This is a genomic window from Delftia sp. GW456-R20, assembly GCF_001622915.1.
In the GTDB taxonomy this organism is placed as follows: Bacteria; Pseudomonadota; Gammaproteobacteria; order Burkholderiales; family Burkholderiaceae_C; genus Comamonas; species Comamonas acidovorans.
The window spans coordinates 381,935-394,729 of sequence record NZ_LWCN01000005.1; the positions used below are offsets into that span (position 1 = coordinate 381,935).

Sequence of the window (12,795 nt, forward strand, 5' to 3'; positions counted from 1 at the left end):
GGCGACAGGCGCGCCGGAGGCCCCGGTCCACACTGCGGCAGATCTGCCGCTGGAACCGCCATCCTCAAGGAAGCCGCGATGACTGGAACGACACAGGCTCTGCACGACCTACCCGCCCATGCGCTGCTGCGCGCCTACCGGGAGCGCAGCCTCTCGCCCGTCGAGGTCATGCAAGACCTGCTGGCCCATGTGCAGCGCTGGGAGCCGGCCCTGGGCGCCACCTACCTGCTGCGCCCCGAGGCCGCACTGGCCCAGGCACGCGCCAGCGAGGCGCGCTGGCTGCGCGGCGAGCCGGCAGGCCTGCTTGACGGCGTCCCCGCCACGGTCAAGGACAACATCGCCACGCGCGGCGACCCCACGCCCGTGGGCACGGCCGCCATGCCGCAGGTCGCGGCCCCGCTGGATGCACCACCCGCCGCGCGGCTGCGCGAGGCGGGCGCCATCCTCTTCGCCAAGACCACCATGCCCGACTACGGCATGCTGTCCTCGGGCCTGTCCTCGCTGCACGGCAACACCTTCAACCCCTGGGATCTGGACAAGACGCCGGGCGGCTCCAGCGCAGGCGCGGGCGCCGCTGCGGCGGCCGGCTACGGGCCGCTGCATGTGGGCACGGACATTGGCGGCTCCATCCGTCTGCCCGCAGGCTGGTGCGGCATCTTCGGCCTCAAGCCCAGCCTGGGCCGCGTGCCCATCGACCCGCCCTATACCGGCCGCTGTGCCGGTCCCATGACGCGCAGCGTGGCCGATGCCGCACTGATGATGCAGGCGCTGTCCCTGCCCGATGCGCGCGACAGCATGGGCCTGCCGCACCAGGACATTGCCTGGAGCGGCTTCGACATGGACCCCGCCCAGGTGCGCGGCCTGCGCATAGGCCTGCTGCTGGATGCCGGCTGCGGCCTGCCCCTGCAGCCCCGCGTGCGTGCCGTGGTGGAGCAGGCTGCGGCCTGGCTGGAATCGGCCGGCGCCCATATCGAGATCATCCAGCCCTGGCTCACCCGCGACATGCTCGACGGCCTCGACCATTTCTGGCGCATGCGCTCGCATGTGGAAATGCAGTCGCTGCCGGACGCCCAGCGCCGCGTGGTCCTGCCCTTCATCCGCGACTGGGCCGACAGTGCCGGGTCCATCACCGCCACCCAGCTGTTCGTGGCCAGCCAGCAATCGCACCTGCTGCGCGTGGTTACGGTGCGGGCCACGGCGGCCTTCGACTATGTGCTGTCGCCCGTGGCGCCCATCACGGCTTTCCCGGCCCACCTGCCCAGCCCCACCAACGACCCGCTGCGACCGCTGGAGCACATTGCCTTCACCGTGCCCTACAACATGTCCGAGCAGCCCGCCGCGTCCGTGCCCTGCGGGCATGACGGGCAGCTGCCCATCGGCGTGCAGATCGCGGGCCGCCGCTTTGACGACCTGGGCGTGCTGCGGCTCAGCCGTGTACTGGAGCAGTTGCGGCCGCCGCAGCCTGCCTGGCCACAGCCCCTGCCTCCGGGCAAGGGCACTGGCGACAGCGAAGACGGGGCACAGGCGCGGGCACGCGCAGTGCCGGCTACTCCAGCCTGATTCCCGCATCCTTGACGATGCGCGCCCAGCGCGGCAGGTCGCGCGCCATGGCCGCTGACAGCTCCTCGGGCGTACCGCCCACCGGGCGCAGCCCCATGGCCGCCAGGCGGCCGCTGAGTTCGGGCGAGGCCACGATGCGCCGCACCTCGGCCGAGAGCTTGTCCACGATGGGCCGGGGCGTTCCCGCCGCCACGAAGGTGGCAAACCAGCCATTGGCCTCGAAGCCCGCCAGCCCCAGCTCGGCAAAGGTGGGCACCTCGGGCAGCGCCGGATGGCGCTGCATGCCGGTGATGGCCAGGATGCGGATCTTGTCGGACTTCAGGTGCGCATTGGCCGAGGACACGTCGATGAAGCCTGACGACAGCTGCCCGCCCAGCACATCGTTGACCAGCGGCGCCGCGCCCTTGTAGGGAATCAGCGCCAGGTCCAGCCCGGCCCTGGCACGCAGCAGCTCGCCATGCATGTGCGAGGAGGTGCCGTTGCCGTAGTTGCCGTTGCTGTACTTGCCCGGATGGGCCTTGACCAGGGCGATGAACTCCTGCAGCGTCGTGGCCGGCACGTCGCGCGGCACCACGAACAGGTCCGAGGACAGGGCCACCTGCGATACGGGGGCAAAGTCCTTGAGCACGTCATAAGGCATCCTGGCGTACAGCGCAGGCGCCTGGATCATGGCCGTGATCCCCAGCAGCAGCGTATAGCCATCGGGCACCGACTTGGCCACCACATCGCCGCCGATGATGCCGCTGGAGCCCGGCCGGTTCTCCACCACCACGGGCTGGCCCCAGGCCTGGCTCAGTTGCTGGGCAATGATGCGGCCGATGATGTCCGTGCCGCCACCCGCCGGATAGGGAATCACCATGCGCAGCGGCTTGGACGGATAGGCACCGCCTGCCGGCTGTGCAAGGGCGATCGGCGATGCCGTTCCCAGGGCGGCACCCAGTGAGGCGCTGGCGGCGCATGCCAGCGCTGCCCGCAGGCAGCCGCGTCGGCTCGATTCCATGGCTTGTCTCCTTGTCCTTCGGTGCTCCGCCCTCGTTGGCGGGGCGGTGTGCCCTGCCGCAGTGGCAGGGTCCATGGACAGTGTGGCCACCGGGCCTTCAGCCACCAATCGCCGATCGTCTCAAAATGATTGGCAAAAAAGATCAGCGGCCGCGATGCTGGGCCTGCCGGTAGGCGCCCGGCGGCAGGCCGGTCCAGCCCTTGAAGGCGCGGTGAAAGGTGCTGGCCTCCGCAAACCCCACGCGGGCCGCGATGTCGGCCAGGGTCAGATCCGGGCGGTTCAGCAATTCGATGGCGGCGTCGCGGCGCAGGTCGTCCTTGAGGGATTGGAAGCCCAGGCCTTCGTCGCGCAGGCGGCGGCGCAGCGTCTGCGGGGTCATGGACAGCGCGGCGCCCACCTGCTCCAGCGAAGGCAGCTCCCCCGCCAGATCGCGGCGCAGCAGGCGGCGGATGCGCTCGCCCAGGCGCGTGCGGTCGCGGTAGCGGATCACCAGGCCCATGGCCGCCTGGTCCAGGAATTCGGCCAGGCTCTCCGGGGTCTGCACCACGGGCAACTCCAGCCAGCGCGCATCGAACTCCAGCCCCGTGAAGTCGCGGTCACGCTGCAGCGGCGCCAAGAACAGGCGCTGCGCCTCCGTGCCATACGGCATGCTGGCTCCGGCCGGCGCGCACACGCCCGTCAGCTCAATCCTGCGCGACACCAGCCAGGACATGACGCCATAGCCCAGAAAGCAAAAGGAACGCTCGGCATAGGCCAGCGGCGCATCACGCTCGCGCAGCGACACCATGGCGATTCGGGCCACGCCGTCCACCACCTGCAGCCGGGGAGCGAAGTCGCGCAGCACCAGGCGGTAGAAACGCAGCCCGGCCTGCAATGCCTCGCCCAGCGTGCGGCAAGGCAGCATGGTGCGGCAGGCCTGGGCAAAACTGCCAACGGGCAGCGGATGGCGGCACAGGCCCCACAGCTCGTCGCGGCAGACGCGGCGCAGCACGCGGATCAGCGCCGCGTACTGCGCCTGGGTCACGCGCGACAGCGGCGCATCCAGCAGGGCCGGCGCAATGCCGGCGCGGCGCAGGATGGCTGGCACATCCATGCCATTGCGCTGCACGCCCTGCACGATCTGCAGGACCTGGGCAATGGCAATGGTGTGGGCCGTGGTCTGTGGCATGGGCTTGGTGGAGACGGCGTCAGATGGGCAGGTCAAGGTCTGCCAGCCATTGTCTCCATCAATGGCCCAGATATCGATCCAGGAATCCCAGCACCCGCAGCTCGTAGGGCTTGGGCGCGTAGTCGTACAGGTCCACATGCGCGGCGCCCTCCACCATCCACAGCGCCTTGGGTTCACGCGCCGCATCGAACAGCTCGCGGGTTTCTGCGGGCGTGGTGTGCCGGTCCTGCAGCCCGGCCGCGATCAGCACGGGAGCACCCAGCGCCTTCACATGGTCGATGGGACGCAGTTGCGCCAGCTCCAGATGCAGGCGCAGCGGCAGCTGCCACGCCAGCAAGGGCGTGACCACGTCCGCCAGCCAGTCGATGTGCGCGCGCACGCGGTTGTCTATGGCCTGCCGGATGTCGGGGAACACGGACTCCAGCACCACCGCATCCGGCCCCGGCGCCACATGGGACAAAAGCAGGGCCGCGCCGCCCAGCGATGTGCCGATCACCGCCACCTTCTCGCCCGGCAGCTGTTGCCGCACATAGGACATGGCGGCACGCACGCCTGCGCCTTCGGCCATGCCGAAGCTGATGCGCTCGCCACTGCTTTCGCCGTGCGCGGGCAGGTCGATCAGGCAGACGGAGTACCCCTGCCGATGGAGCATGCGCGCACGCGCCAGCATGGCCAGCCGGTCTGCGTACACGCCGTGCAGCAGCAGCACGGCGCCATGGCCCGGCAGCCCCTTGGCGAACCAGCCCCGGACCTGCCCGCCCTCGTCGGTGGGCAACTGCAGCGTCTGGACCGGCCAGTCCGCGGGCGGCGCGCCGACAGGCTGGTGGTCCGGCTGGCTCAACAGGCTGCCCACCAGCCAGGCCGCCGCCATCAGCAGGGCCAGTCCGGACAATCCGGCCATCAGCAAGGCGGCAGGCCATGAAAGATTGCGCAATCGGGAAAGCATGGCGTGGACTGTGCCACGGCCCGGCCCTCGCGCCGTGGCCCGCAGCGAAAAGCAGAGTATTCCTAACGCTGCACCAGGGCCAGCCGCACGGCCATGCCCAGAAAGACCAGCCCGGCCACGCGGTTGAGCCAGTTCTGGGCGCGCACGGAGCGCTGGAGCAGCACGCCGAACCAGCCCGAACAGCAGGCGATGGCGCCGAACACCAGCAGCGCCGCCAGCATGAACACGCAGCCCAGCACCATCACCTGGGTGGCCACGCTGCCGCGCGCGGGGTCAGCGAACTGCGGCAGAAAGGCAAGGAAGAAGATCAGCACCTTGGGATTGGTGAGGTTCATCACCACGCCACGCCCCACCCAGCGCAGCGCCCGTGCGGGGGTCAGCGGGTCGGCTGCGCCGGCCTGCGGCATCTCGCCCGGCCGGGCCACGGCGCGCAGCGCGCCCCAGGCCAGCCAGGCCAGATAGGCCGCGCCGCACAGCTTGATGGCGGTGAACAGCAGGGGCGATGCAGCCACCAGCGCCGCCAAGCCCAACGCAACCGCCGCCGTATGCACCACCAGCCCCAGGCACAGGCCCAGCACCACGCACAGCCCCACGCGCCAGCCGCGCTGGGCCGATTGCATGAGCACGAACAGGTTGTCAGGCCCCGGGCTCAGGCCCAGCAGCACGGCCACGCCAAAAAAGGCCAGCAGGGTTTCAAAGGTCGGCATCGCTTCTCTCTTTTCGATTCATCGCATGTTCCAGCGCGGCTTGGGTCAGGCTTGCGCCGTGACGATCCAGCCTTCCAGCGGGTCCAGGTCGTGCGGTAGCCCGTAGAGCGCATCGCCCTGCGCATGGCGGGCTGCGGCCCAGGCGGCCTGCAGCATGCAGATCACGGCGTCCAGCCGGTCTCCGCTGCCGTCTGCCAGAAACTGGTTGCGGGCTTCTTCGCCATCAATCTGCAGGCGCAGAGCCAGCGGGTTGTCGCCGCTCTCCAGCGCCGCCAGCAATTGCACACGCGCCTGATGGCGTTCGGGCGTTTGCCGTGCGGACTCGTCGCTTTTGTAGCTGCGGCGGCCGATCACGGCGCGCGCCAGCATGCCCGGGTAGGCTTCCAGCGCCACGCGGCGCGCATCGCCTTCGCCGGGCGGCTGCAGGCCCGGCAGATGCACGCCGGCCGCGCGCAGCAAGGGCAGCCCGGCATGCAGCATGTAGGCCACGGGCGGGTTCACCCATTTCATGGAAGGGCTGGCACCGGCAGGCCCGTCCGTGGCGCGGTGCGCGAACTTGCCGCCTGCGGGCCGCGCCGCACAAAAGGCCTTGAACTGCTCGCGCAGGCTCTGGCGCGTGAGGCCGGCGTAGTGATCCATGCACGCCGCCCAGTCCGTGGGCCAGCCCAGTTGCTCCACCAGTTCGCGCGGCAGGCCGAAAGGCAGGTCGAATCCGCCCACCCAGGCCGACTGCGCCGACTGCGCCGAATCGGCGGGCCGGGCCAGCCAGGCGGCCCATGCGTCCAGCGAGGCGAACTCCAGCAAATCCTGCAGGACCACCGTGTCGCCAGCCAGCAGGTGGCCCAGGGCCATGGTGATGGGCTTGCGCGCCGTAGGCCGGCTGCTGAAATCGCAGCCCAGCACCCGCATTGCCGCCATGGCGCTCAGCCCAGGCCCAGCGCCGTCACGCCGACGGCAATGCACACCGCGCCCGCAATGCGCGCCAGGCGGTCGCCTTCGCGCAGCATGTGCCCGCCGATCAGCGCCGCGAACAGCATGGAGACTTCGCGCGCAGGCGCCACGTGCGACATGGGTGCATCCTGCATGGCGTAGAGCACCAGCACATAGGCGATGGGACTGATCAGCGCCACCAGGGCCGCGAAGCGCCACTGCGTGCGCCACAGGCTGCGCGCAGTGGGCAGGTCGCGCAGCACCACGGGAGCGAGCAGGAATACGCGCACGAAGTTGCCCATGTAGTCGATGAGGATGGGCGACATCAGCAGCATCTTCACGCCGTAGCCGTCCACCACGGTGTAGCTGGCGATGAAGGCGCCCGTCAGCAGGCCGTACCACAGGCCCAGCCGCAGCCGCTCGCGCGCTTCGGGGTCATGGCGTGCGCGCAGCAGGCCGGGGCCGCCCGCGATCAGGAACACGCCAACCACCACGCCGGCAATGCCCAGCACGCCCAGCGAGGAAATCTGCTCCCCCAGGAAGACCACCGCCACCATGGACGACAGCAGCGGCCCCGAGCCGCGCGCCAGCGGATAGACCACGGTGAGGTCCGCGCTGCGGTAGCCACGCAGCAAGGTCACGTAGTAGGCCACGTGCAGCAGGCCGCTGGCCAGCACCACCAGCCATTCGTTGCGGCCCCATGTGGGCACCACATCGCGCCCCACCCACCAGCCCAGCGGTGCCCAGATCACCATCATGATGACCGAGGTGAAGAAAGCGAAGCGCGAGTCGCCGCCCGCCTTCTTGGCCACGATGTTCCAGCCGGCATGGATGAGGCCGGCAATGATGATCAGGGCAAAGGCTTGCAGCGACATGGGCAGGTCCGGGGAAAGCGGGGCGTGGCGCGGGAAAGAAAAAAGGCCGCGCACTGCGCAGCCTGGGGTGTTGCTTGAGGCGTCCGGGGACGCCACCCCGGGGAGTTACCTGCGGCTGGACACCAGCGAGAGGAACTCGCGGCGCAGTTCCGGGTTGGTGAGGAAGGCGCCGCGCATGACGGAGTTCAGCATCTTGCTGTCCATCTCGCGCACACCGCGCCAGGACATGCAAAAGTGCGAAGCCTCCATGACCACGGCCAGGCCGTCAGGGCGGGTCTTGTCGAGGATCAGGTCGGCCAGCTGGATGATGGCCTCTTCCTGGATCTGGGGGCGGCCCATGATCCAGTCCACCAGCCGCGCGTACTTGGACAGGCCGATGACATTGGTGTTCTTGTTGGGCAGCACGCCGATCCAGATCTTGCCGATCACCGGGCACAGATGGTGACTGCAGGCGCTGCGCACCGTGATCGGGCCGACGATCATCAGCTCGTTGAGGTGCTCGGCGTTGGGGAACTCGGTGATGGCGGGCTGCGCCACATAGCGGCCGCGGAACACCTCGTTGACATACATCTTGGCCACGCGGCGCGCCGTGGCGCGCGTGTTGTGGTCGTGCGTGGTGTCGATGACCATGCTGTCGAGCACGCCCTGCATCTTGTCCTGGACTTCGTCGAGCAGCAGCTCGAGTTCACCGGGCTCGATGAATTCGGAGATGTTGTCGTTCGCATGAAAGCGCTTTTGCGCCTGCTTCAACCGTTCGCGGATCTTGACCGAGACGGGGGTGCCCTCGGCCTGGCTGTCTTGTTTCATGTCGACTAGTTCTCTGAACATGGCTGGCATGGTAACAGCGAAACCCGCCGCATGGCACGCAAGGGATTTTCCACCCAAACGCAGGTTCTGCCCGCGCCGAAAGCTATCATTTCAATAGCAAAAGAATGGCTTGTGTGACAGAACCCGGGGCTAGAGGCGGAATTCGGCAATCAGCGGCAGATGGTCGGACATGCGCCACCAGATGCGTCCCTTGGGCACATGCAGTCCCAGCGGGGTGAGGCCGCGCACGTAGACATGGTCCAGCTGGGCCAGCGGCAGGCGCGAGGGATAGGTGGGCACGCTGGGCAATTCGTCGTACTCGTACAGGCCGAAACCGCCGAGCATGCGCTTGATCTGGCCACCCCAGTCGTTGAAGTCGCCCGCCACCACCACGGGCGCGCCGGGCGGCACCTCGCGCTCGATGAAGCGCTTGAGCTGGGAGACCTGGCGCACGCGGCTGCCGGGGATCAGGCCCAGGTGCACCACGATGGTGTGCACGCGCCGGTTCTGCACTTCCACCTCCACATGCAGCAGGCCCCGCTGCTCGAAGCGGTGGTCGGAGATGTCTTCGTGCTGGTGGCCCACCACGGGCCAGCGGGTGAGCAGCGCATTGCCATGCTCGCCATGGCGCGTGTAGGCATTGGTGCGGTAGACGGCCTCGTAGCCCAGGGGAGCCAGATACTCCGCCTGCGACACCTGGGGCCAGCGCTCGAAGTAGGCGGCCTCCTTGTGGTTCATCTTGCGCACTTCCTGCAGGCAGACGATGTCGGCATCGAGCTGCTCCACAGCGTGTCCCAGGTTGTGGATCTCCAGGCGGCGCACGGGACCCATGCCTTGCACGCCCTTGTGGATGTTGTAGGTCGCGACGCGCAGTATGGACGGGCCGGGGTCCACCTCGTGGGAGGATTTCACGTTGTCAGTCATAGGCGGTCAGGAACACAGGGATCGGGATCAGTCCAGCTCCAGTGAAGCGAATCGCGGCAGCATCAGGATGGCTTCCGCATTGGACGGGGAGTAGCAGCGCTCGGCAGCGTCATGCCAATGATGCCAAGCAGATGCGGTATGTTCCCTCGGATTCAAGAACACAGGGGTGTAGGACGGAATCCGCAGGCCGAAAACCCTCTCGCGGTTGTGCCATACACCGGGCGCATAGCGGTGCTGCCAGGCCGGGTAGATGGTGTAGATGTTCTCCAGCGCCCAGTCCTGCAGCAGGCAGCCGGGCGCCTCGGGATCGATGCCGGTTTCTTCCCGCACCTCGCGCACTGCGGTCTCGCGCCAGGACTCGCCTTCATGGTCCTTGCTGCCCGTCACCGACTGCCAGAACTCCCCGCCCTCAGGCGCCGGTGCCGTGCGGCGCATCAGCAGCACCTGCCCGTCATCGCGGTAGATGACGACCAGCACCGATTCAGGGATCTTGTAGCCTGGCATGGCAGGCATCAGCCCTTGCCCTGGACCGCTTTGGTCGCCACGGGCGGTGGCAGCTCCTTGGCCTGCAGCGCGCGCACCTGATGCACGAGCTGGTTGTGCGCATCCAGAAAGGCGGCGGCGATGACCTTGCCCTCGTTGGTATTGCTCCAGCCCGCGCCCGCCGCGCCCAGGCGGCCCAGCACCATGCCGCCCACGCCCAGATCGGTGGTGCGGGCGGCGCCCGTGGCAGCGGCCACCTGCTCGGTGGTTTCGTTGTCCGACAGCAGCAGCGCGGTCTGCGCCTCCTTGAACTTGACCTGCTCGACCATGCCGGCCAGCCCCGCGATGTCCCGCAGCACCGGAATCATGGCAACCACGCCGGCCAGGCCCCGGCCCGCGTCCTGCTCGCTGAAGGTCAGGCTGGGCGTCAGCGTGTATTGCGCCTCATAGCCACGGCCCTTGCGCACCGTGGAGCTCTCGCGCAGCACGCCGGCGTTCTTCAGGTCCTGCTCCTGCACCGTGCCGCGCAGGCCCGCGCCCCGGTCCACCACACGGAAGCACCCGCTTTGCTGGGCCAGCAGCTTGATCAGCGGCACGGGCGAGGCGGGCAGTTGGTAGCCCGACCCCATGACGTAGCCGTTGGGATTCTCGGCCAGGGCCAGCGTGGCCACGGGCGCATCGCAGCGCACGAGTTCGCGCGAGCCATTGTTCGCGCCCAGGGGCCCGGCGGAGCCGGTGATCTCCGAGCCGCCCTGCCCCAGCTCGGTCTTCTTTTCCCCGCAGCCGGACAGACCCAGCCCTGCCAGCACAGCCAGCGCCAGCGATGCAATGCCTTGAAAACGCATGAAAGCTCTCCGCAAAAAGAAAAACGGCAGAAGCTGTGCCAGCTTCTGCCGTCCGTATCAAGCCGCCAGGCCCGGTCCTCAGCCCTGGGTGGCCGCCAGCGGGTTGCGCAGGCGGATGTGCAGCTCGCGCAGCTGCTTTTCGTCCACGGGCGAAGGTGCCTGCGTCAGCAGGTCCTGGGCGCGCTGGGTCTTGGGGAAGGCGATCACGTCACGGATGGAGTCGGCACCCGTCATCAGCGTGATCAGGCGGTCCAGGCCGAAGGCCAGGCCACCGTGCGGGGGCGCGCCGTACTGCAGCGCGTCCAGCAGGTAGCCGAACTTGGCGCGAGCGTCTTCGGGAGAGATCTTGAGCGCGTCAAACACCTTGCTCTGCACGTCGGCGCGGTGGATACGCACCGAGCCACCGCCCAGCTCCCAGCCGTTCAGGACCATGTCGTAGGCCTTGGCCAGGCAGTTGGCCGGGTCGGTGACCATGAGTTCCTCGTGGCCGTCCTTGGGCGAGGTGAAGGGATGGTGCACGGCCGCCCAGCGGTCGTTTTCCTCGTCGTGCTCGAACATGGGGAAGTCCACCACCCACAGCGGCGCCCAGCGGTTCTCGAACAGGCCGTTGGCCTTGCCGAATTCGCTGTGACCCACCTTCAGGCGCAGCGCGCCGATGGAGTCGTTGACGATCTTTTCCTTGTCTGCGCCGAAGAAGATGAGGTCGCCGTCCTGTGCGCCCGTGCGCTTGAGGATCTCGGCAATGGCCGCGTCATGCAGGTTCTTGACGATGGGCGACTGCAGGCCATCGCGGCCCTTTGCCACTTCGTTGACCTTGATCCAGGCCAGGCCCTTGGCGCCGTAGATCTTGACGAATTCGGTGTACTGGTCGATCTCGCCGCGCGAGATCTGCGAGCCGCCGGGCACGCGCAGCGCGACCACGCGGCCGCCCTTGGTCGTGGCGGGGGTGGAGAACACCTTGAAGTCCACGTCCTTCATGACTTCGGTCAGTTCGGTGAACTCGAGCTTGACGCGCAGGTCAGGCTTGTCCGAGCCGAAGCGGAAGGCCGCATCCTGGTACGTCATCATCGGGAACTCGCCCAGATTCACGTCCAGCTGGGTCTTGAAGACCTCGGTGATCATGCGCTGGAAGATGGCGCGGATTTCCTCTTCGTCCAGGAACGAGGTCTCGCAGTCGATCTGCGTGAACTCGGGCTGGCGGTCGGCGCGCAGGTCTTCGTCGCGGAAGCACTTGGTGATCTGGTAGTAGCGGTCGTAGCCGGCCACCATCAGCATCTGCTTGTACAGCTGGGGCGACTGCGGCAGGGCGAAGAACTCGCCATCGTGCACGCGGCTGGGCACCAGGTAGTCGCGCGCGCCTTCGGGCGTGCTCTTGCCCAGCATGGGCGTTTCGATGTCGATGAAGCCTTCCTTGTCCAGGAAGTTGCGCACCTGGATGGCCGTGCGGTAGCGCAGCATCATGTTGCGCTGCATGTAGGGGCGGCGCAGGTCCAGCACGCGGTTGGTCAGGCGCACGGTCTCGGACAGGTTCTCGTCGTCCAGCTGGAACGGGGGCGTGACCGAGGCGTTGAGCACGTTCAGCTCGTGGCACAGCACTTCGATCTGGCCGCTCTTGAGCTTGTCGTTGGTCGTGCCTTCGGGACGTGCGCGCACCAGGCCCTTGACCTGCACGCAGAACTCGTTGCGCAGGCCTTCGGCGGTCTTGAACATCTCGGCACGGTCGGGGTCGCAGACCACCTGCACATAGCCTTCGCGGTCGCGCAGGTCGATGAAGATCACGCCGCCATGGTCGCGGCGACGGTTCACCCAGCCGCACAGGGTAACGGTTTCGCCCATCAGGGCTTCGGTCACTAGACCGCAGTAATGGGAGCGCATGGCCATGATGAAAAGCTTCCTGCGCCCGGGACGGGCGCGACAGTTTGTTATTTGGATTCCGCGGGCAGTGTGAGATCCGGAGGAGTCACCACGCCCATCGAAACAATGTACTTGAGCGCGGCATCCACGCTCATTTCCAGCTCGATGCAATCGCTCTTGCGAACGATGACGAAATAGCCGCCCGTCGGGTTCGGCGTTGTCGGCACGAAGACGCTCAGGTATTCGTCACGCAGATAGGCGGCGACCTCTCCGCTGGGCGAGCCGGTGACGAAGGCCACGGTCCAGACGCCTTCGCGCGGCCACTGCACCAGCACGGCGGTGCGAAACGCATTGCCACTGTCCGAGAAGACGGTGTCGGACACCTGCTTGACGCTGGAATAGATGGAGCGCACCACGGGAATGCGGCTGACCACCGCATCGCCCCAGGAGACAAGCTTGCGGCCGATGAAGTTGCTGGCCGCAGCGCCAACCACCAGCAGGATCAGCAGCGTGAGCACCACGCCGAAGCCGGGAATGTGGAAACCCAGCAGCCGGTCCGGATGCCAGGCCTCGGGCAGGATGGCCAGCGTCTGGTCCAGCGTGCCGATGATCCAGTTGAGCACGCCCAGCGTGATCACCAGAGGAACAATCACCAGCAGGCCGGCGAACAGCCATTTGCGCAGAGCGGACATGAGA

General features: G+C 67.8%; 13 protein-coding genes. 1 reads left to right on the plus strand and 12 read right to left on the minus strand.

Annotation, left to right across the window (positions count from 1 at the left end):
• The first annotated feature begins 78 nt into the window (after positions 1 to 78).
• Positions 79 to 1,560, plus strand: a complete 1,482-nt coding sequence (locus A4F85_RS25725) for an amidase (protein ID WP_063328214.1) — start codon at positions 79 to 81, stop codon at positions 1,558 to 1,560.
• On the opposite strand, the gene A4F85_RS25730 is transcribed toward A4F85_RS25725, so the two are convergent.
• The 12 genes from A4F85_RS25730 to A4F85_RS25785 form a co-directional block, all read right to left on the minus strand.
• Entirely contained in the window at positions 1,547 to 2,560 is a 1,014-nt protein-coding gene (locus A4F85_RS25730; protein WP_063328215.1) for a Bug family tripartite tricarboxylate transporter substrate binding protein, read from the minus strand. The genes A4F85_RS25725 and A4F85_RS25730 overlap by 14 nt on opposite strands.
• Before the next feature lie 142 nt (positions 2,561 to 2,702).
• On the minus strand, positions 2,703 to 3,728 hold the full coding sequence (locus A4F85_RS25735; RefSeq protein ID WP_012207242.1) for an AraC family transcriptional regulator: 1,026 nt from the start codon (positions 3,726 to 3,728) through the stop codon (positions 2,703 to 2,705).
• 58 nt (positions 3,729 to 3,786) lie between these two features.
• Positions 3,787 to 4,629, minus strand: a complete 843-nt coding sequence (locus tag A4F85_RS25740; RefSeq protein ID WP_197485530.1) for an alpha/beta hydrolase — start codon at positions 4,627 to 4,629, stop codon at positions 3,787 to 3,789.
• Between the two features lie 107 nt (positions 4,630 to 4,736).
• Positions 4,737 to 5,381: a LysE family translocator gene (locus A4F85_RS25745; protein ID WP_043824968.1), complete on the minus strand. Its 645-nt coding sequence runs from the start codon at positions 5,379 to 5,381 to the stop codon at positions 4,737 to 4,739.
• Positions 5,382 to 5,426: 45 nt separating this feature from the next.
• Positions 5,427 to 6,290 (minus strand): DUF429 domain-containing protein, encoded by an 864-nt coding sequence (locus A4F85_RS25750; protein ID WP_063328217.1) that lies wholly within the window; start codon positions 6,288 to 6,290, stop codon positions 5,427 to 5,429.
• 14 nt (positions 6,291 to 6,304) lie between these two features.
• The gene (locus tag A4F85_RS25755) at positions 6,305 to 7,186 is read right to left on the minus strand and encodes an EamA family transporter (RefSeq protein WP_013800847.1); all 882 of its coding nucleotides are present in this window, start codon (positions 7,184 to 7,186) and stop codon (positions 6,305 to 6,307) included.
• A 105-nt stretch (positions 7,187 to 7,291) separates the two neighbouring features.
• Positions 7,292 to 8,014 (minus strand): GTP cyclohydrolase I, encoded by a 723-nt coding sequence (gene folE / locus A4F85_RS25760; RefSeq protein WP_013800846.1) that lies wholly within the window; start codon positions 8,012 to 8,014, stop codon positions 7,292 to 7,294.
• Positions 8,015 to 8,143: 129 nt separating this feature from the next.
• On the minus strand, positions 8,144 to 8,917 hold the full coding sequence (locus tag A4F85_RS25765) for an endonuclease/exonuclease/phosphatase family protein (RefSeq protein ID WP_012207248.1): 774 nt from the start codon (positions 8,915 to 8,917) through the stop codon (positions 8,144 to 8,146).
• 27 nt (positions 8,918 to 8,944) lie between these two features.
• Positions 8,945 to 9,421, minus strand: a complete 477-nt coding sequence (gene nudB / locus A4F85_RS25770; protein WP_034398928.1) for a dihydroneopterin triphosphate diphosphatase — start codon at positions 9,419 to 9,421, stop codon at positions 8,945 to 8,947.
• An 8-nt stretch (positions 9,422 to 9,429) separates the two neighbouring features.
• Entirely contained in the window at positions 9,430 to 10,245 is an 816-nt protein-coding gene (locus A4F85_RS25775; RefSeq protein WP_063328218.1) for a CsgG/HfaB family protein, read from the minus strand.
• A 78-nt stretch (positions 10,246 to 10,323) separates the two neighbouring features.
• Positions 10,324 to 12,126 (minus strand): aspartate--tRNA ligase, encoded by a 1,803-nt coding sequence (gene aspS, locus A4F85_RS25780; protein WP_063328219.1) that lies wholly within the window; start codon positions 12,124 to 12,126, stop codon positions 10,324 to 10,326.
• Positions 12,127 to 12,167: 41 nt separating this feature from the next.
• On the minus strand, positions 12,168 to 12,791 hold the full coding sequence (locus A4F85_RS25785; RefSeq protein ID WP_012207252.1) for a DUF502 domain-containing protein: 624 nt from the start codon (positions 12,789 to 12,791) through the stop codon (positions 12,168 to 12,170).
• Positions 12,792 to 12,795 lie beyond the last annotated feature (4 nt).